Annotated in this window: 22 protein-coding genes; 10 read left to right on the top strand and 12 right to left on the bottom strand. The window is 63.0% G+C overall.

Annotated features, from left to right (window positions below):
• Window positions 1–26 precede the first annotated feature (26 nt).
• Genes aspS through CTR53_RS03425 form a run of 3 tightly spaced genes read left to right on the top strand, consistent with a single transcriptional unit; the run spans window position 27 to window position 3,468 of the window.
• A complete protein-coding gene (aspS, locus tag CTR53_RS03435; protein ID WP_290809398.1) occupies window positions 27–1,817 on the top strand; it encodes an aspartate--tRNA ligase in 1,791 nt (596 codons plus the stop codon).
• Between the two features lie 17 nt (window positions 1,818–1,834).
• Window positions 1,835–2,482: a MarC family protein gene (locus CTR53_RS03430; protein ID WP_290809397.1), complete on the top strand. Its 648-nt coding sequence runs from the start codon at window positions 1,835–1,837 to the stop codon at window positions 2,480–2,482.
• Window positions 2,483–2,505: 23 nt separating this feature from the next.
• The gene (locus CTR53_RS03425) at window positions 2,506–3,468 is read left to right on the top strand and encodes an alpha/beta hydrolase (protein ID WP_290809396.1); all 963 of its coding nucleotides are present in this window, start codon (window positions 2,506–2,508) and stop codon (window positions 3,466–3,468) included.
• A gap of 12 nt (window positions 3,469–3,480) precedes the next feature.
• Here the strand turns inward: CTR53_RS03425 and CTR53_RS03420 are convergent, their stop codons facing one another.
• Window positions 3,481–3,876 carry a CAP domain-containing protein gene (locus tag CTR53_RS03420; RefSeq protein ID WP_290809395.1) on the bottom strand — a complete coding sequence of 132 codons (396 nt, stop codon included), beginning with the start codon at window positions 3,874–3,876 and terminating at the stop codon, window positions 3,481–3,483.
• A gap of 122 nt (window positions 3,877–3,998) precedes the next feature.
• Between CTR53_RS03420 and CTR53_RS03415 the strand changes: the two genes are divergently transcribed.
• A complete protein-coding gene (locus tag CTR53_RS03415) occupies window positions 3,999–4,754 on the top strand; it encodes a tellurite resistance TerB family protein (protein ID WP_290809394.1) in 756 nt (251 codons plus the stop codon).
• Between the two features lie 214 nt (window positions 4,755–4,968).
• Here the strand turns inward: CTR53_RS03415 and CTR53_RS03410 are convergent, their stop codons facing one another.
• Window positions 4,969–6,222: a hypothetical protein gene (locus CTR53_RS03410; protein ID WP_290809393.1), complete on the bottom strand. Its 1,254-nt coding sequence runs from the start codon at window positions 6,220–6,222 to the stop codon at window positions 4,969–4,971.
• 263 nt (window positions 6,223–6,485) lie between these two features.
• Window positions 6,486–10,127, bottom strand: a complete 3,642-nt coding sequence (locus tag CTR53_RS03405) for a vitamin B12-dependent ribonucleotide reductase (protein WP_290809392.1) — start codon at window positions 10,125–10,127, stop codon at window positions 6,486–6,488.
• 761 nt (window positions 10,128–10,888) lie between these two features.
• Between CTR53_RS03405 and CTR53_RS03400 the strand changes: the two genes are divergently transcribed.
• The 3 genes from CTR53_RS03400 to CTR53_RS03390 are packed head-to-tail and all read left to right on the top strand — an operon-like array spanning window position 10,889 to window position 12,194.
• Window positions 10,889–11,233: an NADH:ubiquinone oxidoreductase subunit NDUFA12 gene (locus CTR53_RS03400; protein WP_290809391.1), complete on the top strand. Its 345-nt coding sequence runs from the start codon at window positions 10,889–10,891 to the stop codon at window positions 11,231–11,233.
• Window positions 11,234–11,252: 19 nt separating this feature from the next.
• Window positions 11,253–11,768, top strand: a complete 516-nt coding sequence (gene mlaD, locus CTR53_RS03395; protein ID WP_290809390.1) for an outer membrane lipid asymmetry maintenance protein MlaD — start codon at window positions 11,253–11,255, stop codon at window positions 11,766–11,768.
• Between the two features lie 3 nt (window positions 11,769–11,771).
• The gene (locus CTR53_RS03390; protein WP_290809389.1) at window positions 11,772–12,194 is read left to right on the top strand and encodes a DUF2155 domain-containing protein; all 423 of its coding nucleotides are present in this window, start codon (window positions 11,772–11,774) and stop codon (window positions 12,192–12,194) included.
• Here CTR53_RS03390 and aat read toward each other — a convergent pair.
• The 4 genes from aat to aroQ are packed head-to-tail and all read right to left on the bottom strand — an operon-like array spanning window position 12,131 to window position 15,211.
• Window positions 12,131–12,802 carry a leucyl/phenylalanyl-tRNA--protein transferase gene (aat, locus tag CTR53_RS03385; RefSeq protein WP_290809388.1) on the bottom strand — a complete coding sequence of 224 codons (672 nt, stop codon included), beginning with the start codon at window positions 12,800–12,802 and terminating at the stop codon, window positions 12,131–12,133. The genes CTR53_RS03390 and aat overlap by 64 nt on opposite strands.
• A gap of 45 nt (window positions 12,803–12,847) precedes the next feature.
• On the bottom strand, window positions 12,848–14,191 hold the full coding sequence (accC, locus tag CTR53_RS03380; RefSeq protein WP_290809387.1) for an acetyl-CoA carboxylase biotin carboxylase subunit: 1,344 nt from the start codon (window positions 14,189–14,191) through the stop codon (window positions 12,848–12,850).
• 19 nt (window positions 14,192–14,210) lie between these two features.
• Complete coding sequence (accB, locus tag CTR53_RS03375) at window positions 14,211–14,687, bottom strand: acetyl-CoA carboxylase biotin carboxyl carrier protein (protein ID WP_290809386.1); 477 nt, start codon at window positions 14,685–14,687, stop codon at window positions 14,211–14,213.
• A 35-nt stretch (window positions 14,688–14,722) separates the two neighbouring features.
• Window positions 14,723–15,211, bottom strand: coding sequence for a type II 3-dehydroquinate dehydratase (gene aroQ / locus CTR53_RS03370; protein ID WP_290809385.1), 489 nt, complete (start codon window positions 15,209–15,211; stop codon window positions 14,723–14,725).
• A gap of 405 nt (window positions 15,212–15,616) precedes the next feature.
• Between aroQ and CTR53_RS03365 the strand changes: the two genes are divergently transcribed.
• Window positions 15,617–16,321, top strand: coding sequence for an MBL fold metallo-hydrolase (locus CTR53_RS03365; RefSeq protein WP_290809384.1), 705 nt, complete (start codon window positions 15,617–15,619; stop codon window positions 16,319–16,321).
• A gap of 141 nt (window positions 16,322–16,462) precedes the next feature.
• On the opposite strand, the gene CTR53_RS03360 is transcribed toward CTR53_RS03365, so the two are convergent.
• The 3 genes from CTR53_RS03360 to hppD all read right to left on the bottom strand — a co-directional run bounded on the left by CTR53_RS03360 (window position 16,463) and on the right by hppD (window position 19,801).
• Window positions 16,463–17,452, bottom strand: coding sequence for a fumarylacetoacetate hydrolase family protein (locus CTR53_RS03360; RefSeq protein ID WP_290809383.1), 990 nt, complete (start codon window positions 17,450–17,452; stop codon window positions 16,463–16,465).
• A gap of 106 nt (window positions 17,453–17,558) precedes the next feature.
• Window positions 17,559–18,710, bottom strand: a complete 1,152-nt coding sequence (locus CTR53_RS03355; protein ID WP_290809382.1) for a homogentisate 1,2-dioxygenase — start codon at window positions 18,708–18,710, stop codon at window positions 17,559–17,561.
• Window positions 18,711–18,733: 23 nt separating this feature from the next.
• Window positions 18,734–19,801: a 4-hydroxyphenylpyruvate dioxygenase gene (gene hppD / locus CTR53_RS03350; protein WP_290809381.1), complete on the bottom strand. Its 1,068-nt coding sequence runs from the start codon at window positions 19,799–19,801 to the stop codon at window positions 18,734–18,736.
• A gap of 113 nt (window positions 19,802–19,914) precedes the next feature.
• On the opposite strand from hppD, the gene CTR53_RS03345 reads away from it, so the two are divergent.
• Window positions 19,915–20,358: a MarR family winged helix-turn-helix transcriptional regulator gene (locus CTR53_RS03345; RefSeq protein WP_290809380.1), complete on the top strand. Its 444-nt coding sequence runs from the start codon at window positions 19,915–19,917 to the stop codon at window positions 20,356–20,358.
• An 8-nt stretch (window positions 20,359–20,366) separates the two neighbouring features.
• Here the strand turns inward: CTR53_RS03345 and CTR53_RS03340 are convergent, their stop codons facing one another.
• Window positions 20,367–20,999, bottom strand: coding sequence for a DedA family protein (locus tag CTR53_RS03340; RefSeq protein ID WP_290809379.1), 633 nt, complete (start codon window positions 20,997–20,999; stop codon window positions 20,367–20,369).
• Window positions 21,000–21,019: 20 nt separating this feature from the next.
• Window positions 21,020–22,003: a sulfur carrier protein ThiS gene (gene thiS / locus CTR53_RS03335; protein ID WP_290809378.1), complete on the bottom strand. Its 984-nt coding sequence runs from the start codon at window positions 22,001–22,003 to the stop codon at window positions 21,020–21,022.
• A 246-nt stretch (window positions 22,004–22,249) separates the two neighbouring features.
• Here thiS and maiA point away from each other — a divergent pair, with 246 nt between their 5' ends.
• A complete protein-coding gene (maiA, locus tag CTR53_RS03330; RefSeq protein ID WP_290809377.1) occupies window positions 22,250–22,894 on the top strand; it encodes a maleylacetoacetate isomerase in 645 nt (214 codons plus the stop codon).
• Window positions 22,895–22,896 lie beyond the last annotated feature (2 nt).

The following is a 22,896-nucleotide window of genomic DNA, read 5'->3' as shown; positions in this document are numbered from 1 at the left end:
CCTAGAGATTTTCAACGGATTTGGCGATGTCCCGTTACCGCACCCATACCTGTGGCCAGCTTCGTCCCGAGCATGTCGGCACCGAGGTCAAACTCGCCGGCTGGGTCCATCGCAAGCGCGACCACGGCAACCTGCTGTTCATCGACCTGCGCGACCATTACGGCATCACGCAGATCGTCGCCGAAAGCGGTTCGACCGCCTTCAAACAGATGGAAGGCCTGCGTTCGGAATATGTGATCAGTGCGGTGGGCAAGGTGGTGGCCCGCACCGGTGATACCGTGAACCCGAACCTGCCGACCGGCAGTGTGGAAGTGGTGGTCTCGACCATCGAAGTGCTGGGCGAGGCGGCCGAGCTGCCGATGCCGGTGTTCGGCGAACAGGAATATCCGGAAGACATCCGCCTCAAGTATCGCTTCCTCGACCTGCGTCGCGAGCGGCTGCACAACAACATCATCCTGCGCAGCAAGGTGATCTCCTCGATCCGTCGCCGCATGACCGATCAGGGCTTCATGGAATTCCAGACCCCGATCCTGACCGCGTCGTCGCCGGAAGGCGCGCGCGACTTCCTGGTGCCGAGCCGCCTGCATCCGGGCCGCTTCTACGCGCTGCCGCAGGCGCCGCAGCAGTTCAAGCAGCTGATCATGGTGTCGGGCTTCGACCGCTATTTCCAGATCGCGCCCTGCTTCCGCGACGAAGACGCCCGCAAGGATCGTTCGCCCGGCGAATTCTACCAGCTCGACGTCGAGATGAGCTTCGTCGAGCAGGATGACGTATTCAACGCCGTCGGCCCGGTGATCCATGGCGTGTTCCAGGAATTCGCCAACGGCCGCGACTGCGGCCCTGCCGAATTCCCGCGTATCCCGTATCGTGAGTCGATGCTGAAATACGGCTCCGACAAGCCGGACCTGCGCAATCCGATCATCCTGGCCGATGTGACCGAAGTGTTCCGCGGCTCGGGCTTTGGCGTGTTTGCGCGCAACATCGAAAACGGTGCGGTTGTGCGCGGCATTCCGGCGCCGGGCGCGGCCAATCGCCCGCGCAGCTTCTTCGACAAGACGAACGACTGGGCGCGCCAGGAAGGTGCGGCCGGCCTCGGCTACATAATCTTCGACAACGGCGAAGCGAAAGGCCCGATCGCGAAGTTCCTCGATGCCGACCGCGTGGCGCTGCTGAAAAAGCTGGGCAACGTGAAGGACGGCGATGCGATCTTCTTCGCCTGCGACAAGGAGCTTCCGGCGGCAAAACTCGCCGGTCAGGCGCGTATCCGCATCGGCGACGAACTGGATATCTGCGAGAAGAACGTCTTCAAGTTCTGCTGGATCGTCGACTTCCCGATGTTCGAGTATAATGAGGACGAGAAGAAGGTCGATTTCAGTCACAATCCCTTCTCGATGCCGCAGGGCGGTCTCGAAGCGCTCAACACGCAGGATCCGCTGACCATCAACGCCTATCAGTACGACATCGTCTGCAACGGCGTGGAACTGTCGTCGGGCGCGATCCGCAATCACAAGCCCGAGATCATGTACAAGGCCTTCGAGATCGCCGGTTACGGCCCCGAGGTCGTGGAAGGCAAGTTCGGCGGCATGCTGAATGCGTTCAAGTATGGCGCCCCGCCGCATGGTGGTATCGCGCCGGGCATCGACCGCATCGTCATGCTGCTGGCCGATGAGCCGAATATCCGCGAGATCGTGCTGTTCCCGATGAACCAGCAGGCCCAGGATCTGATGATGCAGGCCCCGAGCGAGGTGGCGATGAAGCAGCTGCGCGAGCTGCACATCCGCGTCCACGCGCCGGAGCTGGACAAGAAACCTTCGTGACCTGACGGCAGGCGGCCATGCTCGACGCGCTCGATTATGTCCGTTTTGCCATCACGCTGTTTTCGATTCTGGATCCCTTCGCGGCGATCCCGCTTTTCCTGATGCTGACGGCTGACCGCAGTCGGCCCGAGCGCCGCACCACGGCGCGCACAGCCGCCCTTGCAGTTTTCATCATCCTGGTGGTGGCCGGTTTCTCGGGCGACCTGATCCTGCGCCTGCTTGGCGCCAGCCTGCCGGCTTTTCAGGTCGGCGGCGGCATCGTGCTGTTCCTGATGTCGCTCAGCATGATCAATGCGCAGATGAGCCTGCAGCAGCACACGCCGGAAGAGCATGCCGAGGCGACCGACAAATCGGCTGACGAGCGTTCCGCCGTCGGCGTGGTGCCGATCGCCATGCCGCTGCTGGTCGGTCCGGGTTCCATCTCCGCGACGATTATTTACATGGAGCGCGGGGCAGGTTGGGAACATAAATCCCTGAGCGTGGCCGTTCTGGCCTTGATTTGCATGGCGATCTGGATCGTTCTGCAACTGGCGCGGCCGATCGGCGACCGGCTTGGCCGCACCGGGATCAACATCCTCAACCGCATTTTCGGCTTGCTGCTGGCCGCGGTTGCGGTTCAAATCTTTGCCAATGGCCTGCGGGGACTGTTTCCGGCCCTGGGCTAATAACGCAGAAACGAGCGCCTCCGATGCTGGACAAAGAAGCTGAGACCTTCCTCGCTGCCGTCAGGGCGGCCAACCGGCCGGAATATTCCACTATCGGCGCGGCAGGTGCGCGGCAGCTCTATAAGGAAACCCGCGGCGCGGTGACGCCCGAGGCACCGGAGATGTCGGAAATCGACAATATCGCCGCGCCCGGCCCGCATGGCCCGATCCCGCTGCGCTACTACCGTCCTGCCGGTGTCGACAGGAAGGAGCCGATCCCGGTACTCGTCTTCTATCATGGCGGCGGCTGGGTGATCGGCGATCTCGACACCCATGACGTGGCCTGCCGTCTGCTCGCGAATGAGTCGCGCTGCGCCGTGGTCTCGGTCGACTATCGCATGGGGCCCGAGCATAAATTCCCCGCCGCCGTGGAAGACGCCTATGCCGCTGCGCATTGGGTGGCGGGCGAGGCGACGGCCTTGCGCGTCGATGCCTCCAAGCTGGCGGTCGGCGGCGATAGTGCCGGTGGCAATCTCGCTGCCGTGGTGGCGCTGATGGCGCGCGGCAAGCGCAAGGATGGCGACGAGACCGCACCGAAGATCGGCTATCAGTTGCTGATCTATCCGGCCACCGACATGGCGATGACGACGGAGTCGCACAGGAAGTTCGCCAAGGACCATCTGCTGACGCGCGCTGCGATGGACTGGTTCCAGGAGCAGTATCTGAACGGCACGGCCGACCGCGAGGACTGGCGTGCCTCGCCGCTGCGCGCGAAAAGCCTGGCCGGCCTGCCGCCGGCCTATGTGCTGGTGGCGGGGAACGATCCGCTGCGCGACGAGGGCGAGGCCTATGCCGAGGCGCTGAAGAAGGCCGGCGTGCCCGTGGCCTTCCGCGAATTCCCCGGCCAGGTCCACGGCTTCGTCGTGCTCGGCAAGGTGATGCCGCAGGCCGGCCAGGCGATTGCCGAAATGGGCACGGCGCTCAAGCTGGCGTTCGGGCAGGGGTGAGATTCGGGGCAGCTACTGCCGCCCCATCACCAGCACCCATTGCTGCCTCCGCAAGTCCATCGCATCGGCGCGCGTATCGGCGCCCATCTCGCTGACATTCGGATCGAGCAAATTTCTGCGATGGCCGTCGCTGTTGAGCCAGGCCTGTACGACGGCTGCCGCATCGCAGGGACAGAGCGCGAGATTTTCCGACAGACGACGGAAGGTGTAGCCGACGCGCTGCGCGCGCAGCCGCAGATCGCTGCCGTCGCAGCCTTCATGCGCCAGCCTGCGGCAGCTTTGCAGGTCGGTTGCATGCATTTCGGCCGCAGTTGCCAGCCGTGCATTCCACTGCAGCGGCGCGAGATTATGTGCGGCGCGTGCCGCATTCACATGGAACAGGATGTCGGCCTGCCAGACCGACTCCATTGCTGCGATAGCGGGAATGTGGCCGAAAAGCGGCAGCGCGAGCGCAATGACGTGAAGATGAGCACGCCAGCGGCCTTGAAGGCGGTGCGGAGAATTCCGATCTGTCAGGCACGATATCATAAATGGAGGCTAGACGAGCGATGATCGACGCGAAATCCCTGCTGGACCAGTTTCTCGGTGGGAAAACGATGCAGGGCGGCAGTCGTGCCGGTGCCAATCTCGGCAATGTCGGCGAACTGGCGAAACGCGGCATCGACTCTCTGGGCGGCGGCAAGGGGCTGGCAGTCGGCGGGCTGTTCGGCTTGATCCTCGCCAACAAGAAGGCGCGCAACATGGCCGGCAATGTCGCCCTTTATGGCGGGGCGGCAGCACTGGGTCTGCTGGCCTGGCGTGCCTATCGCAATTATCAGGAAGGCCAGAAGCCGGCCAGCGCGCCGGTGGCACAGCAAGCCGATATTGCCAATGTCGAGCCGCAGTATCTGCCCTCTGCGGCGCCGGCCAGCAACGGCCAGCCGTTTGAACTGGCGCTGGTGCAGGCGATGGTGGCGGCGGCCAAAGCCGACGGCCATATCGATACGCAGGAGCAGCAGCGCCTGTTCGCCGAGATCGAACGCCTGCAGCTGGATGCCGAGACGAAGGGCGCGGTATTCGATCTGCTGTCGAAGCCGATCACGCTGGAGGCCGTCGGAGCGAGTGCCGCGAACGAGGAACAGGCGGCCGAACTGTATCTCGCCTCGCGCATCGCTATCGATCCCGACCACGCTGACGAACGTGCCTATCTGAAAAACCTTGTGCAGAAGCTGCAGTTGCCGGCCGAACTGGTGGCACATCTGGACCGCCAGGTGGAGGCCTCTTTGGCTCAGGCCAGGGCCGCTTAGGTTACCACAATGTAATGTGAGGTTGTCGGACTGTAACCTGCCGCTTTTTCGGGAACGGCCTATCTTGGGTCTTACAGGGCGCGGCCCGCCCCGCTGATCTGATCAGCAGGCCGGCCCTGCAGAGTTTAGAGTTAGTGTGTTTCCTCCCTGATTACAGACTTGCCCCTGCCGGAAACGGCGGGGGCTTTTTTTATGTCTGTATCAGTTGCGAGGTTCAGGCGCGCAGGTAGTTGGCCAGGCCGAAGCCGGAGCCGCCGCCACCCATCAGGCCGAGCAGGTAGGACGTGTTGTTGGCGCGCTGCAGCTGCTGCAGCATGTATTTGCTGTAGGCGCCCTGCGTGTTGTAGGGATCGTTCGCCTTGAGCTTGCTGCTGTCTGTCGTCTTGTTGTCGGTCTTCTTGGTATCCTTGGCGGCGGGATCGGCCGGGATGGCAGAGGCCGGCAGATACTGTTTCAGCTCGGCGAAAGCGGCGCGCTGCTCGTTGGTGGTGTAGCTGCGCGTCTCGTCAAACACGATGGCATTCAGCTCCTCGCGGCTCAGGCCCGAGAAAGGATTGGTCTTGTCCCAGCCATTGGTGAAGCGCGTGGCCAGACGGGCACGGGCCTGTGCCTCGCTGCTGGCACCGGCGACGCTCTCGTTGTTGGCGCGCATCTTCTCGTCGAAGCTCAGCGTCTTGACCGACTTGGCCAGCACGGCTTTTTCCAGCACGTCGCGCTGGGCCAGCGCCGTGCGGCGCTCGTTGACCGTATAGTCGCCGGTATCGTTGGCGATGATGGCGGTCAGTTCGTCGCGCGTCTTGCCTTCCAGCGGGTTCTTCACCTTGCCGCCGCCATTGAGAAATTCGGTGGCCTTCTTCGCAGCCGCGTTGCGCTCGGCGGTGTTGGATTTCGGTACTTCGGCGTCGTTCACCTTCTTGTCGAATTCCGACCTCGGCGTCAGGTCGTCCATGATGCGGGCATGGTCCTGGCGGGCGAATTCGCTCCAGGCGGCGCGGCGTTCATTGACGGTGTATTTGCCGTCCTTGTCGATGATCGCGGCGGCGAGCTCGGACGGTGTCTTGCCGCGGAAGGGATTGGCCGCCTTGCCGTCGAAGAAATCACTCGCCTGCTGGGCGGCCAGTTTGCGGGTGGTGTCGGCGGATTCATCGCCGGTCAGCCCCGGGGGGACCGCCTTGTCGGCTTCCTCGGCCTGCTTGGCACTCTTGAGGAAAATGGCCGACAGCACCTGCTTCAGTTTCTCGGTGACCTGGGCTTCCTCATCCAGCATCTCGGCGACGCTGGCGGCCTGCTGGGCCAGGGCCTGCAGGGCGGCGGGCGAGAGCGTCACTTCCACGCCGACATCCTGGCGCAGATCGGTCGCGGCCATCGTGGGCTTCGGCGTCGTCGTACTGCCGGGTGGCGGCGTCTCGGTCGGCTTCACGGTGCCGGGATAGATCGTGCTGCTGTAAGCGGTGTTGATCGTGGTCATGGTGCGTGTCCTTTTCAGGACACGGACTTGCAAGGCGCGCGCCAGCTTGGGGTTGGATTAAGCTATTGGTATTTCGCAAGATTCTCCGGACCCAGAGAGGCGATTTCTGCCGCCCCGGCAGGATTTGCCGGGGTTGCTCCAACCCTCCCGTGTCATCCCCGGGACAAGCCCGGCCATGACACATCTGTGAGTGCTCCGAAAAGAAAAAGCCCCGGCCGCCTTTCGGAGGCCGGGGCTGCTCCCTGGAGGAGGAGCCTAGTAACTTACGAACAACCGGTCGTGCCGCCGCAGCTGTCGCATTTCAGGCAGGTGCCGTTGCGCACCAGGGTAAAGTTGCCGCATTCAGGGCAGCTGTCGCCCTCGTAGCCTTTCATCCTCGCCTGCGCGATGCGTTCCATGCGGACATTGCCGCCGGACGGCATGACGCTGACGGGGACGTCCATCTCGACATGGGTATGGGTGTCGGCGGTGACATGCATCACCGGACCGTCGGTGCCGGTCGCCTGCATCTCCATCGAGCGGTTCTGCGCGCCGCCTTTCAGGACATAGAGGTTGGAGCGGATATAGCCGTTGGAAGCGACCTTGATGATCTCTTCCTCCACCTTCACCTTGGCCGGCGCTTCCTTGGCCCCCAGCGTATCGTGCCGCAGATCGTCGGGCTGCACATGCGCGAGGTCGGTACGGCCGAGATAGCTGACGGCCAGTTCGCGGAACACATAGTCGAGGATCGAGGTCGACATCTTGATGACGTCGTTGCCTTCCACCATGCCCGAGGGTTCGAAGCGGGTGAAGGTGAAGGCCTCGACGAATTCCTCCAGCGGCACGCCATATTGCAGCCCGATGGAAATCGCGATGGCGAAGTTGTTCATCAGGCTGCGGAAGGCGGCGCCTTCCTTGTGCATGTCGATGAAGATTTCACCCAGCTTGCCTTCGTCATATTCGCCGGTCCGCAGATAGACCTTGTGCCCGCCGACGATGGCTTTCTGGGTATAGCCCTTGCGGCGCTGCGGCAGCTTCTGGCGGCCGGCGGCGATAATCTTCTCGACGATGCGCTCGGCGACGATCTGCGCGCGCGCTGCAGCCGGCGCTTCGGCCACCTGATCCGCAATGGCTTCCTCTGCCGTGTCATCCTCCAGCGCCTGGGTCTGCAGCGGCTGCGAGAGCTTCGAACCGTCGCGATAGAGCGCGATGGCCTTGCAGCCCAGTTTCCACGACAGCATGTAGGCGGTCTTGCAATCCTCAACGGTCGCCAGGTTCGGCATGTTGATGGTCTTGGAGATCGCGCCGGTGATGAAGGGCTGCGCCGCCGCCATGATGCGGATATGGCTCTCGGCCGAGAGGAAACGCTTGCCGTCCTTGCCGCAGGGATTGGCGCAGTCGAAGACCGACAGATGCATGTCCTTCAGATGCGGCGCGCCTTCCACCGTCATCGCGCCGCAGCAATGCAGGTTGGCGGCGGCGATATCTTCGGCTGAGAAGCCGAGCGCGGTCAGCAGGTCGAAGGCCGGATCGTCCAGCTGCGCATCGGTGAAACCGAGCGTCTTGCAGACATCGGTACCGAGCGTCCAGCGGTTCAGCACGAACTTGATGTCGAAGGCTCCACGCAGGCCGGATTCGACTTTGGCAATCGCCGCAGCCGACAGGCCTTTTTCGGCCAGCGTTTCATGATTCACGCCCGGCGCATCCGCCAGCGTGCCGTGGCCGACGGCATAGTCGATGATCTGTTTGATCTGGCCGTCGTTGTAGCCAAGATTCTTCAGGGCGAGCGGCACGGTCCGGTTGATGATCTTGAAATAACCACCGCCAGCCAGCTTCTTGAACTTCACCAGCGCGAAGTCGGGTTCGATGCCGGTGGTGTCGCAATCCATCACCAGGCCGATCGTGCCGGTCGGCGCGATCACGCTGACCTGCGCATTGCGGAAGCCATGCTGCTCGCCCAGTTCCAGCGCGCGGTCCCAGGCCGTTTCGGCGGCGGTCAGCAGCGCACCATCCGGGCAGCTGGCGTGGTCGAGCGGCACTGGCGCGGTCGACAGGCCCTCATAGCCGAAATGATCGCCCTGCGCTGCGCGGCGATGGTTGCGGATCACGCGCAGCATATTCTCGGCATTCGGCGCATAGCCGGGGAAGGCGCCAAGCTCGCCGGCCATCTCGGCCGAGGTGGCGTAGGACACGCCGGTCATCAGCGCGGTGATCGCGCCGCAGAGGGCGCGGCCGGCGTCGGAGTCGTAGGAATAGCCGCAGGACATCAGCAGCGCGCCGAGATTGGCATAGCCCAGGCCCAGCGTGCGGAACTTGTAGGAAAGCTCGGCGATCTCCTTGCTCGGGAACTGCGCCATCAGCACGCTGATCTCCAGCACGATGGTCCAGAGCCGCGTGGCATGTTCAAACGCCGTCGTGTCGAATTTCCCGTCGGCCTGACGGAAGCACATCAGGTTCATCGAGGCCAGGTTGCAGGCCGTGTCGTCGAGGAACATGTATTCCGAACACGGGTTCGACGCGTTGATGCGGCCGTCGGCCGGGCAGGTATGCCAGTCGTTGATGCTGGTGTCGAACTGGATGCCGGGATCGGCCGAGGCCCAGGCGGCATAGCCGACCTGTTCCCAGAGCTGGCGTGCCTTCAGTGTCTTCGACACCTTGCCGTCGCCGCGTCGCGTCAGGTTCCAGTCGGCATTGCTCTCGACAGCGCTCAGGAAGCCGTCGGTGACGCGCACCGAATTGTTGGAATTCTGGCCGGCCACCGTGAGATAGGCTTCCGAATCCCAGTCGGTGTCATAGGCGGTGAAATCGATCTCGGTATAGCCCTGTTTGGCAAACTGCACGACGCGCTGGATGTAGTTCTCCGGGATCATCGTCTTGCGGGCGGCGAGGATCTCCTTGCGCAGCTGCGTATTCTTTTTCGCATCGAAGCGGGCATCGCCGCTGCCCAGCTGGCAGGCCGCCATGATGGCGCCGAGATGCTTCTGCGACAGCTTCGAGCCGGCCACGAGAGCCGCGACCTTCTGCTCTTCCTTCACCTTCCAGTCGATGAACTGCTCGATATCGGGATGGTCGATATCGCAGATCACCATCTTGGCGGCGCGGCGCGTGGTGCCACCCGACTTGATCGCGCCGGCGGCGCGGTCGCCGATCTTGAGGAAGCTCATCAGGCCCGACGACTTGCCGCCGCCCGACAGCCTTTCGTTTTCGCCGCGCAGCTTCGAGAAGTTGCTGCCGGTGCCCGAGCCGTATTTGAACAGGCGCGCTTCGCGCACCCACAGGTCCATGATGCCGCCCTCGTTGACGAGGTCGTCCTGCACCGACTGGATGAAGCAGGCATGCGGCTGCGGATGTTCATAGGCCGAGGCCGACTTGGTCAGCTGGCCGGTCTTGAAATCCACGTAATGATGGCCCTGCGCCGGACCGTCGATGCCATAGGCCCAATGCAGCCCGGTGTTGAACCACTGTGGCGAGTTGGGCGCGGCGATCTGCGCCGCCAGCATGAAGCGCATCTCATCAAAAAAGGCGCTGGCATCTTCGCTGCTGTCGAAATAGCCGCCCTTCCAGCCCCAGTAGGCCCAGGTGCCGGCAAGGCGATCAAAGACTTCCTTGCCGCTGGTCTCCTGCGTGAAGCGATCCTTCTCGGGCAAGACGGCGAGTACTTCGGTATCGGCTTCGCGGCGCCACAGGAAATCGGGAACGTCCGACTCTTCGACCGCCTTCAGCGCGACAGGAACGCCGGCGCGGCGGAAATATTTCTGCGCCAGCACGTCGGCAGCGACCTGGCTCCAGCCGGTGGGCACTTCCAGATTGTCGAGGCGGAAGACGACGCTGCCGTCCGGGTTGCGGATTTCGCTGGTGGTGCTTTTCCACTCCAGCCCGGCATAGGCATCCTGGCCCGCAACCGTGAAATGACGCTCAATACGCATGGCTCTCCGCCCCCGACCTGACAGCAAATGAAATCAAACTGTTGTGTTCTGATTGGCCCTTGGATAAACGGGCAGAAACCCAATATCTGGTAACCGGCAGACCGCAACGAGGGCTAAATCTAGGGAGGCCGGCAGAGTCGCTCCAAACTGAATTTGTTACTTAATTTGGGGGCGGTCTATTTTCGTTCCCTTGACTGGATTCCGCCATAATTAGGCGTATGAGTATGACTCGTTGAGTTTGTCGGGATTCGCCCATGCGCCGCCTTCTGATTGCCCCNNCTGCCGACCGGCACGCCGGCCGAACAGCAGCGCGCCGCCGAACTGCGCCAGCGCGCGCCGTCGGCCGGGCCGCGCTTCCGCGGCGCCGTGGTGAAGGCGGCCAGCACCAGCTACACCCGGACCGAACTGGAGGCACTGGATACCTATTTCGCCAGCGGCGAGGGCCAGCGGCTGCTGACCACCGCGATCACCCGCGCCGTGCTGGGCGTCAGCACCAAGGGCGGAGTGAAGAGCAGCGACATCCTGCGCGCCGAGGATCTGCCCAGGGACAACCCGGCGCTGCAGGCTGCCGCCGCCAAATATCCCGGCTTCGAGAAGCTGGCCCAGGCCGAGCTGCAGCGCGAATTCGCGCAGGAAATCGCGCTGATCACCGCGCGTTAGACGATGCGGGCCGGGCAGGGCGGGGCTTGCTCCGAACGCCCCGTAATGCCATATTCCGGCAGGTTTTTCGGCCGGATTCCCGGCCTGAGGGTGGCGTTTCCATGAGCCTGTTCGGCACCAAGCTATTCACCTGGTGGAAGGGCGAACTCGTCGGCAAGGACGCGTTCGGTAACCAGTATTTCTGCGCCAAGAGCGGCAGAACCCGGCGCTGGGTGATCTACAGCGGCAAGGCCGAGGCCTCGAAGGTGCCGCCGGAATGGCATGCCTGGCTGCACTACACCTCCGACGAAGCCCCGATCCACGGCGTCGAACACAAGTCGTGGGAGAAGGAGCATCTGCCGAACCTGAGCGGCACGCCCTACGCCTATCGTCCGCAGGGCAGCGTCGCCAAGGGTGGCCAGCGCGCCGCCGCCACCGGCGACTACCAGGCCTGGCAGCCGGAATAACGGCGGAGCACGCGGCATCATGAACGGCAATCTGGTCGAGACCCTGATCGGCGCAGTCGTGCTGCTGGTCGCCGGCTTTTTCCTCGCATTCGCCTATACCACCGGTGGCGTCGGCGGTGGCCGCGTTACCGGCTATGAACTGCAGGCGCGTTTCAACCGCGCCGACGGTCTGGTCAACGGTGGCGACGTGCGCCTGAGCGGCATCAAGATCGGCACCGTCACCAAACAGGCGCTCGATCCCAAGACCTACGACGCCATCGTCACCTTCAGTGTCGACAGCCGCTACCAGCTGCCGGAAGACTCTGCCGTGAAGATCGCGTCCGAAGGCCTGCTCGGCGGCAACTTCATCTCGGTCGAGCCGGGCGGCAGCGATGCCATGCTGAAGCCGGGCGCGGAAGTGAAGTTCACGCAGGGCTCCGTCAACCTGATGGACCTGATCGGCCAGGCGATCTTCAGCGCCACCGGCGCCGGCGGCAATGGCAAGGATAAGCCGGCCGGCGAAACCGAACTCAGCCCGTTGCCCAAGGCCAACTGATCAGTGCTGCGTTTCGCCATATGGGGCGTTGCGTTGCTGCTCGGTGTATCCACCGCGCAGGCACAGGAGCCGCAGCCGTCGCAGCATTATCCGTCCAATCCGATGCCGATTGCCGTGCTGCAGGGGCTGGATAAGATCACCGCCCGCATCTACACCTTCGAGGCGCCCGTCGACCAGACCATCGGCTTCGGCACGCTGAAGGTGACCGTGAAATCCTGCCGCAAGCGACCGCCGGAATACCCGCCGGAAAGCGCCGCCTTTCTCGAAATCGTCGAGCAGCGGCCCGAGCAGCAGCCGAATGCGCTGTTTGAGGGCTGGATGTTCGCCTCCAGCCCGGGCCTCAACCCGCTGGAGCACGCCGTCTATGACGTCTGGCTGATCGACTGCAGGACCAGCCCCGGCGGCGCATCCGGCGCCAGGCCGTAGAAGTCGGCCTGACGCGGCAGCGCGTCGAACAGCAGATCCAGATACGCGTCACGTTTCACTTCCACGGCACCGAACTGCTTCAGGTGGTCGGTGACGAACTGCGTATCGAGCAGCGTGAAGCCGCCGGCGATCAGCCGCCCGACCAGATGTACCAAGGCGACCTTTGAGGCATCGGTGGCGCGGCTGAACATGCTCTCGCCAAAGAAAGCCGCGCCCAGCTTCACACCATATAGTCCGCCGACCATCGCGCCACTGGCATCGAAACATTCCACGCTGTGGGCGAAGCCGAGCTTGTGCAGTTCGGTATAGGCCTCGCGGATCGTGGCATTGATCCAGGTGCTGTTGCGCTGCGGATGCGGTGTCGGTTCGGCGCAGGCGGCCATCACGCCGGCAAAGTCGCTGTCGATGCGAACAGTGAAAGCGCCGCCGCGGATCTTGCGCGCCAGCTTGTGCGGGACGTGAAAATCATTGAGCGGTAGGATACCGCGTTTGGTGGGGTAGACCCAGAAATAGCCCGGATCGTCGGCGCTGTCGGCCATCGGGAAATAACCGCGGGCATAAGCCTGCAGCAGCAGTTCCGGCGTCAACGGTTCGGGGCGTGCGCTCATGCTCTGAAAGCTAGCACGCGCGCTGCCGGGATCAATTCGGCCAGCTTAATTTTGTCTGGCGATGAATTCTTCGAGCCAGTGGATGTCGTAGGCGCCGTTGACGAAGTCGGGCTCGTTGATCAGCGCCAGATGCAGCGGGATCGTGGTTTCCAGACCGCCGATTACATATTCCTCCAGCGATCGGCGCAGGCGCATCAGGCATTCGTTGCGGCTGGTGCCATGCACGATCAGCTTGCCGATCAGCGAGTCATAATGCGGCGGAATCTGGTAGCCGGTGTACAGCGCAGAGTCGACGCGCACGCCGAGGCCGCCGGGCACATGGTAATCAGTGACGCGGCCGGGTGAGGGCGCGAAGGTGCGCGGGTTCTCGGCGTTGATGCGGCATTCGATGGCGTGGCCGGCGAACTTGATGTCGTCCTGCGTGTAACCCAACGGTGCGCCGTTGGCGATGCGCAGCTGCTCGCGTACCAGATCGAGGCCGGTGATGGCTTCGGTCACCGGATGCTCCACCTGCAGGCGGGTGTTCATCTCGATGAAATAGAATTCGCCGTTCTCGAACAGGAATTCGATGGTGCCGGCGCCGCGATAGTTCAGCTTGGCGATCGCCTTGGCGGCGATGTCGCCGATCACCTTGCGCTGGCCGTCATTCAGCGCAGGAGAACGCGCCTCTTCGAGAACCTTCTGGTGGCGGCGCTGCAGCGAGCAGTCGCGCTCGCCCAGATGTACCGCATTGCCCTGGCCATCGCCAAAGATCTGGATCTCGATATGGCGCGGGCGGGCGAGATACTTCTCGACGTAAACCTGATCGTTACCGAACGCGTTGCGCGCCTCGGTGCGGGCCGCCATCAGCGCGGGGCCGAATTCAGCCGGCGAACGCACCACTTTCATGCCGCGACCGCCACCACCGGCAGTGGCCTTGATCAGCACCGGATAGCCCATGTCGGCGGCGAGCTTGAGGCCCTGTTCCTCGGTTTCCACCGCGCCCTTCGAGCCGGGCACGACCGGGATTCCGAGATCGCGCGCCGCTTCCTTGGCGGTGATCTTGTCGCCCATCAGCTTGATGTGTTCGGACGTGGGTCCGATGAAGGTGATGCCATGCGCTTCGACGATCTCGGCGAATTTGGCATTCTCCGACAGGAAGCCGTAGCCGGGATGGATCGCATCGGCGCCGGTGATCTCCGCGGCCGAGATGATCGCCGGGATATTCAGATAGCTCTGCGGCGACGGTGGCGGACCGATGCAGACGGACTCATCGGCGATGCGCACATGCATGGCATCGGCATCGGCCGTGGAATGCACCGCGACCGTGCGGATACCCATCTCGCGGCAGGCGCGGTGGATGCGGAGCGCGATCTCGCCACGGTTGGCGATCAGCACCTTGTCAAACATGTGCGGGGCCCGCCGGTTGTTACTCGATGATCAGGAGCGGCTGGCCGAATTCGACCGGCTGCTGGTTCTCGATCAGGATGCGCGCGATGCGACCGCCCTTTGGCGCCGTGATCGGGTTCATCGTCTTCATGGCTTCGACGATCAGCACCGTCTGGCCGGCCGTGACGCTGTCGCCGACCTTGACGAAGGTGGCGGCACCCGGCTCCGGCGCGGTGTAGACGGTGCCCACCATCGGCGACTTCACGGCGCCCGGATGGCTGGCTTCATCGCTGGCGGCCGGCGCACCACCGGTGGCGGCAACAGCAGCGGCAGCGGCGGCAGCCGCAACGGGTGCGGCGGCATAGATCGGGGTGCCGCCCTTGGTGACGCGCACTTTCAGCGGGCCTTCGTTCCACTCGATCTCGGTCAGGCCGGTCTCGTTCAGCAGGTCGGCGAGATCGCGGATCATCTGCTGGTCGATGCGGCTGTCAGACTTTTTGTCCTTGGGCGCGGCCATGCGCTACTCCTGTGGTCTTTAGAAACGGATATGGTTCAGACGATATCGGCCAGCGCTTCGAGCGCCAGCACGTAACCCTTCGGCCCGAAGCCGCAGATCATCCCCTTCGCTGCCAGCGAGATATAGGAATGATGGCGGAAGTTTTCACGCCGGTGAATGTTCGACAGATGCACCTCGACGCAGGGTGTCTCGGCGGCATTCAGCGCATCGAGCAGGGCGACCGAGGTATGGGTATAGGCACCCGCATTCAACACGATGCCGGCGGCTTTGGTCCGGGCCTGCTGGATCCACGTGACCAGCTCGCCTTCCAGGTTGCTCTGGCGGAAGTCGACGGCGAGCCCCAGGCGGGTGCCGGCCTTGTGGCAGAGCTTTTCGACATCGGCCAGCGTATCGCGGCCATAAATTTCCGGCTGGCGCAGGCCGAGCATGTTCAGGTTCGGGCCGTTCAGCACGTAGATCACCGGCTTGCCCGCTTTCGAAGCCTGCCTGCCGTCTTTCGCTGCCAATTTCCGTGCTTTTGCCATGCGAGTCCCAAGGGTGCCGCAACCAGACCGCCTGCCGTACACCATCGGCTCAGACGGGGCAACCCGTTGATCCTTCCGGGGGATTTTCCCGCGTGACCGCAACGGCGCGGGTAAGAAAGCATCCACAGATCAACGGTTTAGTGTTCCGGATATGTTTCACGTGAAACATAGGCGCCCCGGTATGAGCGGCTTATTCCGTGCTTATCCCGTGCTTATTTCGGCTGATACGACTCTTATTTTTTGCTTATACGAGGCTTAGTTTGGGCTGATCTGGCGCCTATTCCGCCCGAGTTTGAATTTTTCCAATTCTGTCAATCACTTATTGTCTTTTCAGATAGGAACGAGGCTGGATTTGGCAAGGGCTGCCGATTGCCAATCCGGGGCGCCCCGCGTTAAGCCGGGAGCATGACCGACCAGACCCGTACCTCCGACGACATGTCTTCTTCTGGCCCACGCCTGCATGCCGAGATCAATCCCGTCACGCCGTTCCAGCAGAACTGCTCGCTGATCTGGTGTTCGGAGACCATGCGCGGCGCGCTGGTTGATGCCGGTGGTGAGCCGGACAAGCTGCTGGCAGCGGTAAAGCGCCGTGGTGTGACGCTGGAGAAGCTGCTGGTGACGCATGGCCATCTCGACCATGCCGGCGCGGTGATGGAAATCGCCGAGCAACTGAAGCTGCCCATTGAGGGGCCGCATGAGGATGACAAATTCTGGATCGACGGCATGCCGGCGGCGGCGCAGCAGTATGGCTTTCCGCCAAGCCGCAGTTTCACGCCGGACCGCTGGCTGAAGGATGGCGACACCGTCACGGTCGGCAATCTGGTGCTCGACGTCCTTCACTGTCCGGGCCATACGCCGGGGCATGTGGTGTTCTACCACGTGCCGTCACAGGCCGCGTTAGTTGGCGATGTGCTGTTCCAGGGTTCGATCGGGCGGACGGATTTTCCCAAGGGCAACCATGCCGACCTGATCCACTCGATCCGCGAGAAGCTGTTCCCGCTCGGCGATGGCATCACCTTTGTACCCGGCCACGGGCCACTCTCCACGTTTGGGCAGGAGCGCGCGAATAATCCGTTTGTGTCGGATCGGGCAGTGGGGCAGGGGTTATAAACCCTCGTTCCCGCGAAAGCGGGAACCCAGAAGAAAAATGGAGTGTCATGCCCGGACTTGTCCCGGGCATCCACGCGTTTTTTTGAGGATGTAAGACGTGGATGGCCGGGACGAGCCCGGCCATGACATGGTGGGGGATGGTTAAGCAGGCGGCTTATACTTCACCACCGTCTGATCGATCTTCCCGAAGATCGACTGGCCCTTGGCATCGGTCATTTCCATTTCGATGCGGTCGCCGAATTTCATGAAGGGCGTCTTCGGCTTGCCGTCGTTGATCGTCTCGATCATGCGGATCTCGGCGAGACAGGAGAAACCTTTCGAGGCATCCCTGTTCGACACCGTGCCGCTGCCGACGATGCAGCCGGCGCGCAGCCGTCGCGTCTTCGCCGCATGCGCAACGAGATCGGCCAGCGAGAACTGCATGTCAGCACCGGCATCCGGCGCACCGAACTGTTTGCCGTTCAGGACGCTGACCAGCGGGCGCATCACCTTGTTGTCCTTCCAGGCATCGCCCAGTTCATCGGGCGTGACGGCCACGGGCGCGAAAGCTGTCGACGGCTTGCCGTGGAAGAAACCGAAACCCTTGGCCAGTTCGCCGGGGATCAGGTTGCGTAAAGAGACGTCGTTCACCAGCATCAGCAGGCGGATATGTTTCGCCGCTTCCGCGCTGCTGGCTGCCATCGGTACGTCGCCAGTGATCGCAGCCACTTCGCCCTCGAAATCGATGCCATAGGCTTCGTCGGCCACTTCGATATCGGCCGTCGGCGGCAGGAAATCATCCGAACCACCCTGGTACATCAGCGGGTCGTGCAGGAATTCCGGTGGCATCACGGCATTGCGCGCCTTGCGCACCAGTTCGACGTGATTGAGATAGGCTGAGCCGTCGCACCACTGATAGGCACGCGGCAGCGGCGCATGCAGCTTGTCAGGATCGTAAGCGATGGCACCCGCGGCTTCGCCCTTGTTCAGCGCATCGGAAACGGCCTGCAGTTTCGGTGCCATCGTGGTCCAGCTATCGAGTGCCATCTGCATGGTGGGGCAGAGGCCGTCGACCGGCAGCATGGTCTTCAGGTCGCGGCTGACAACAACAAGGCGGCCATCGCGGCCATGCCGCAGCGAGGCGAGTTTCATATGTGGAGTCTCCTACGGTTCAATTTCGTCGTCCCCGCGAAAGCGGGGACCCAGCTTATAGAATGACTGGGTTCCCGCTTTCGCGGGAACGACGAGAGTGGGGATGCTACTCCGCAGCCTGCCTGAAACCGTCAGGATTCCAGGTCGCGGCATAGCCCTTGAACTCAATGCCGTCGGCAGCCGTGCCGACATCGAGCGCGTCGCGGGTATCCAGCATCACGGCGACCTCGTCGGTCTCTTTCTTCGTTGCCTTGGCGCCGGCTGCGAAAGCCTTCGGATGCGGGCCATGGGTGAAGCCGCAGGGATGCAGGCTGATCATGCCGGGATGGATGTTGTCGCGGCTGAAGAAGCTGCCCTTGTGATAGAAGATGACTTCGTCATAGTCGTCGTTGTTGTGGAAGAACGGCACTTTCAGCGCCTCCGGATCGCTTTCGATCGGGCGTGGCACGAAGGTACAGACGACGAAGCGCGAAGCCAGGAAGGTGGTATGCGCGCTGGGCGGCAGATGATAGCGGTGGCTCATCAGCGGGCGGATGTCGCGCCAGTTCAGCTTCACCACGGTGAGGTCACCCTTCCAGCCCACGACGTCGAGCGGATTGAACGGATAGGTGACGGTGGAAAGCTGGCCGCGCCGCTTGATCACGATGCGCCACTGCCGCGGTGTCTTCTGCTGCGCCAGGAAAGCCTCGTCCAGTTTCGGAATCTGCAGCACGCCGGGATCGAAGATGGCATGCGGCCCGACCAGGCCCTTGTCGGGCAGGCGGTAGCTGTCGTTGGTCGCCTCGATCAGCAGGAGTTTGCTCAACGTCTTCGGCTCCAGCCGCCACATCGTGCCGCGTGGCAGCATGATGTAGTCGCCTTCGTTGTAGGTGATATGGCCGAAGTCGCAGAACAGCGAGCCTTCGCCGTCATGGACGAAGATCAGCTCGTCGCCGTCGCCGTTGCGCACCAGATGATCCATCGCCCTGTCCATTGCCAGATGGCGATACTGGCAATGCGGATTGCTCAGCAGCGTGCGCGCCTTCCAGACGCAGTCGACGGTATCGGCGAATTTTGCCGTGTCGAAGGCGCGGGGTTTGAGCGGTCCTTCCCAGTCGATCCAGCCGGTTGGCGGATTCTGGTGATAGAGATGCGCGGCCGGGCCGAAGAAGCCCTCCTTGCTCATCTCGCGTTCGTAAGTGCCCTCGGGGAGCGCGACATGGGCCTGTTTCGCCGCAACGCCCTCGGCGTGGCTCATCGGGATCCAGTTCTTTGTCATGACGCGTCTCCTCCGTAACTCTCTTAATTCGCCTTCAGCACGCCGCGACGGATCTGGTCGAGTTCGATTGATTCGAACAGCGCCTTGAAGTTGCCTTCGCCGAAGCCGTCGTTGCCCTTGCGCTGGATGATCTCGTAGAAGATCGGCCCGATCACGTTATCGGTGAAGATCTGCAGGAGAAGCCCCTGGCCCTTGGTCGGCGCGCCGTCGATCAGGATCTGCAGTTCCTTCAGGCGGGCGACATCCTCGCCATGGCCGGGCAGGCGGTCGTTGATCTGGTCGAAGTAGGTGTCGTTGGTCGACTGGAAGGGCAGGTCGCGACTGCGCAGTGCGCTCACCGTACCGTAGATATCGTCGGTGCCCATCGCCACATGCTGGATGCCCTCGCCGTGATAGGCATTCAGGTATTCGGCGATCTGCGACTTGTCGTCCGAGCTTTCGTTGATCGGGATGCGGATCTTGCCGCAGGGGCTGGTCATCGCCTTCGATTTCAGGCCGGTCAGCTTGCCCTCGATGTCGAAATACTTGATCTCGCGGAAATTGAAGAGGCGTTCGTAGAACTCGGCCCACTCGCCCATGCGGCCGCGATGCACGTTGTGGGTCAGGTGATCGACGTAGGTGAGGCCGACGCCCTTGGGGTTGCGCTCGGTTCCCTCGATGGGCACGAAGTCGACATCGTAGATCGTGCCGCGCGCGCCATAGCGGTCGACGAGGTAGATCAGGCTGTCGCCGATGCCCTTGATCGCCGGGATATTCAGTTCCATCGGGCCGGCCTGCGCCTCGACGCCCCAGGCACCGAGTTCGACGGCGCGCTTATAGGCCTTGGGCGCATCCTTGACGCGGAAGGCCATGGCGCAGATCGAGGGGCCGTGGATGCGGGCAAAGCTCTGCGCAAAGCTGGCCGGCTCGGCATTGAGGATGAAGTTGACATCGCCCTGGCGGTAGAGCGTCACGTTCTTGGAACGATGGCGGGCGACGGCCTGGAAGCCCATACGCTCGAACAGGGCCGCCAGCCTGGCAGGTTCCGGCGCGGCATATTCGATGAACTCGAAACCATCGGTCTGCATCGGATTGTCGAAAAGATCGGCCATGGAACGTATCCTCCCGGGCACGGAATCGATGTTGCGGTTGGACTGTATATTAGTTACAATTGAAACTAAATTCAAGGCCACCGACGAAGCGTGGCCGCGTTGAAGCAGGGGACATGGCTAAAACCACACTGCATCTGGAGAAATTCCTGCCTTACCGGCTGTCGGTGGTGACCAACCGCATCTCCGGCGCGCTGTCGCGCCACTATGCAGACCGTTTCGGCATCGGCATTCCCGAATGGCGGGTGATCGCCAATCTCGGTCGCCATCCCGGCATCACGGCGAATGACGTGGTCGAGCAGTCGGCGATGGACAAGGTGACGGTGAGCCGCGCCGTGGCGGCGCTGGAAAGCAAAGGCTTGCTGGCGCGCAAGCGCGACATCAATGACAAGCGCAAGTCGCGGCTGACGCTGTCGGCGAAAGGTCAGGCGGTCCATGCCGAGATCGCGCCGCTGGCGCTGGGCTTCGAGCGCGACCTGCTGACGGCGCTGTCGCCGGACGAAGTCGCGCAGCTCGAACGCATCATCGACAAGCTGAACGGCAAGATGGACAGTTTGTAAGGCTGTCTCTACTCGGTCGAAACCGGCGGTGTGACCTGCTTCTGCTGCTGGGCGGCGACCTTGGCCTCGAAATTCGCCTTGCCGCGGCGGTGCACGAAGAACAGCACCGTGCCGACCACCGCGAAGATGCCCAGCATGATCAGGCCGAAATCCTTGGCGATGTTGCCGAGCATCGCCTCGAAGGCGACGCCGAGCAGGTAGCCGGCCCAGGAAAACACGTTGGCCCACAGGCCGGCGGCGATGAAATTCAACCCGGCGAAGCGCGGCCAGGAAATCAGGCTCATGCCCATGGCCAGCGAGGAGAAATTGCGTACGCCGTAGATGAAGCGGAAGCTGAGAATGAAGCCGACATGGTATTTGTGCAGCATGTCGAGTGCGACGTTGACGCCGCCCTGCAGGCGCGGGAAGCGCTTGAGCAGTTTGTGGCCCCATTTGCGGCCGATCCAGAAATAGAGCTGATCGCCGCAGAAACTGCCGACCCAGGCCGCGACGATCAGCCAGTGAATATGGAGCAGGCCCTGGCTGGCGGCGGCGCCGGCGAAGATGACGAAGGTCTCGCCTTCCAGAAAGGTCCAGATGAAGGTGAGAATGTAGAACCACTCACGATACTGCTGGATGAGGGCGTAAATATCGATGTCCACGGTCGCTCGGCCTCGCGCGGTCAGATCAGGCCGGCGAGCGGCGAGGAGGGATCGGCATAGAGTTTCTTCGGCATGCGGCCGGCCTGGTAGGCCAGCCGGCCGGCTTCGATTGCCAGCTTCATGGCGCGCGCCATGCGGATCGGATCCTTGGCCTCGGCAATGGCGGTGTTCATCAGTACGCCGTCGCAGCCCAGTTCCATGGCCACGGCGGCATCGGAGGCAGTGCCGACGCCCGCATCGACCAGCACCGGCACTTTGGCATTCTCGATGATGATGCGGATGGTGACCGGGTTCTGCAGGCCCAGCCCCGAACCGATCGGCGCGGCCAGCGGCATGATCGCGCAGGCGCCGAGGTCTTCCAGCTTCTTGGCCGCGATCGGATCGTCGGCGCAGTAAACCATGACGTCGAAACCGTCCTTGACCAGCGCCTTGGTGGCTTCCAGCGTGGCTTCCATATCGGGGTACAGCGTCTTCTGGTCGCCCAGCACTTCAAGCTTGACCAGCTTCCAGCCGCCGGCTTCGCGCGCCAGCCGCAGCGTGCGGACAGCATCGTCGGCAGTAAAACAGCCGGCGGTGTTGGGCAGGTAGGTGTATTTCTTCGGGTCGACGTAATCGACCAGCATCGGCTTGTTGCGGTCGGTGACATTCACGCGCCGCACCGCCACCGTGACGATCTCGGCGCCGGAGGCCTCGATGGCCAGCCTGGTCTCTTCGAAATCCTTGTACTTGCCGGTGCCCACGAGAAGCCGCGAACGGAAGCGCTGGCCGGCCACCTCGAAGTAGTCATCGTTGCCGAGTGGCGCGTTGCCGCCGCCGATGAAATGCACGATCTCGATCTTGTCGCCGTCGTTCAGGCCGGTGGCGGTATAGGCGGAGCGCGGCACGATCTCGCGGTTCAGTTCGATGGCGATCTTGCGCGCATCAAGTTCGAGCGAGGACAGCAGTTCGGCCACCGTGCCTGCGCCGGTCATGTCCCGCATCTCGCCGTTAATCGTCAGGCGCATCTCGACTTTACCCTACTGGCCCCCAAAAACACCCGGCCCTCCGGCCAAGGTCTGTGCCTGGCGCCGGCTCGGCCCCAATCCTCGCCGCCTGCTCCGGCAGCCCCCTTCAGATGGGAGTGTCGCGGAGCGCAGACAATAGAGCGCGGTATGCTGCCGCGGCAACCCTTTCGGGTGAGCGCGGAGACCCATCAAGGCTTTGTAACATAACGGCGACTGGGCTAGAATCCCGATCAGGAGGAGGCAAGCATGCTGCTGTACGGCTATTTCCGGTCTTCGGCCGCCTATCGGGTCCGGATTGCGCTCAATCTCAAGGGCCTCGCCTACGACCAGACCTTTGTCCATCTTGCCAAGCTGGAACAGCTTGCTGAGAGCTTTGCAGCGATCAATCCGCAAAAACTGCTGCCCGTCCTGAAGCCGGACAACGACGGTCCGCTGCTGACCCAGTCGCTGGCGATCATCGAATATCTGGAAGAAACCCATCCGCAGCCGGCGCTGCTGCCGAAAGACCCGCTGAAGCGCGCCCGGGTGCGCGCACTGGCGCTCGCCGTGGCCTGCGAAATCCACCCGATCAACAATCCCCGCGTGCTGCGCTACCTGACCGGCAAGCTGGGTGTCAGCGAAGCGCAGAGGGACGACTGGTATCGTCACTGGGTCGAGGAAGGCCTGCAGGCGATCGAGCAGATGCTGGTCTCCAGTCCGCAGACCGGCCGTTTCTGCCATGGCGACACGCCGACGCTGGCCGATCTCTGCCTGGTGCCGCAGGTCGCCAACGGGCGGCGCTTCAAGGCCGACCTGTCGGGCTGCCCCACAGTGGTGCGCATCGATGCCGAATGCCAGAAGCTGAAAGCCTTCGCCGATGCGGCGCCGGCCAACCAGCCGGATGCCGAATAACC

The sequence above is a fragment of the Ferrovibrio sp. genome, from assembly GCF_002796975.1.
Classification (GTDB): Bacteria; Pseudomonadota; Alphaproteobacteria; order Ferrovibrionales; family Ferrovibrionaceae; genus Ferrovibrio.
This window is presented reverse-complemented; position numbering and strand designations above follow the sequence as displayed.

Coding starts and splice junctions, on each gene's coding strand:
- CTR53_RS03355 (WP_290809382.1), bottom strand. CDS start 18,710: ATGACAAAGAACTGGATCCCGATGAGCCACGCCGAGGGCGTTGCGGCG.
- CTR53_RS03360 (WP_290809383.1), bottom strand. CDS start 17,452: ATGAAACTCGCCTCGCTGCGGCATGGCCGCGATGGCCGCCTTGTTGTT.
- thiS (WP_290809378.1), bottom strand. CDS start 22,003: ATGCGCCTGACGATTAACGGCGAGATGCGGGACATGACCGGCGCAGGC.
- CTR53_RS03365 (WP_290809384.1), top strand. CDS start 15,617: ATGACCGACCAGACCCGTACCTCCGACGACATGTCTTCTTCTGGCCCA.
- CTR53_RS03425 (WP_290809396.1), top strand. CDS start 2,506: ATGCTGGACAAAGAAGCTGAGACCTTCCTCGCTGCCGTCAGGGCGGCC.
- maiA (WP_290809377.1), top strand. CDS start 22,250: ATGCTGCTGTACGGCTATTTCCGGTCTTCGGCCGCCTATCGGGTCCGG.
- accB (WP_290809386.1), bottom strand. CDS start 14,687: ATGGCCGCGCCCAAGGACAAAAAGTCTGACAGCCGCATCGACCAGCAG.
- accC (WP_290809387.1), bottom strand. CDS start 14,191: ATGTTTGACAAGGTGCTGATCGCCAACCGTGGCGAGATCGCGCTCCGC.
- CTR53_RS03345 (WP_290809380.1), top strand. CDS start 19,915: ATGGCTAAAACCACACTGCATCTGGAGAAATTCCTGCCTTACCGGCTG.
- aspS (WP_290809398.1), top strand. CDS start 27: ATGTCCCGTTACCGCACCCATACCTGTGGCCAGCTTCGTCCCGAGCAT.
- aat (WP_290809388.1), bottom strand. CDS start 12,802: ATGAGCGCACGCCCCGAACCGTTGACGCCGGAACTGCTGCTGCAGGCT.
- mlaD (WP_290809390.1), top strand. CDS start 11,253: ATGAACGGCAATCTGGTCGAGACCCTGATCGGCGCAGTCGTGCTGCTG.
- CTR53_RS03400 (WP_290809391.1), top strand. CDS start 10,889: ATGAGCCTGTTCGGCACCAAGCTATTCACCTGGTGGAAGGGCGAACTC.
- CTR53_RS03410 (WP_290809393.1), bottom strand. CDS start 6,222: ATGACCACGATCAACACCGCTTACAGCAGCACGATCTATCCCGGCACC.
- hppD (WP_290809381.1), bottom strand. CDS start 19,801: ATGGCCGATCTTTTCGACAATCCGATGCAGACCGATGGTTTCGAGTTC.
- aroQ (WP_290809385.1), bottom strand. CDS start 15,211: ATGGCAAAAGCACGGAAATTGGCAGCGAAAGACGGCAGGCAGGCTTCG.
- CTR53_RS03420 (WP_290809395.1), bottom strand. CDS start 3,876: ATGGAGTCGGTCTGGCAGGCCGACATCCTGTTCCATGTGAATGCGGCA.
- CTR53_RS03405 (WP_290809392.1), bottom strand. CDS start 10,127: ATGCGTATTGAGCGTCATTTCACGGTTGCGGGCCAGGATGCCTATGCC.
- CTR53_RS03430 (WP_290809397.1), top strand. CDS start 1,835: ATGCTCGACGCGCTCGATTATGTCCGTTTTGCCATCACGCTGTTTTCG.
- CTR53_RS03415 (WP_290809394.1), top strand. CDS start 3,999: ATGGAGGCTAGACGAGCGATGATCGACGCGAAATCCCTGCTGGACCAG.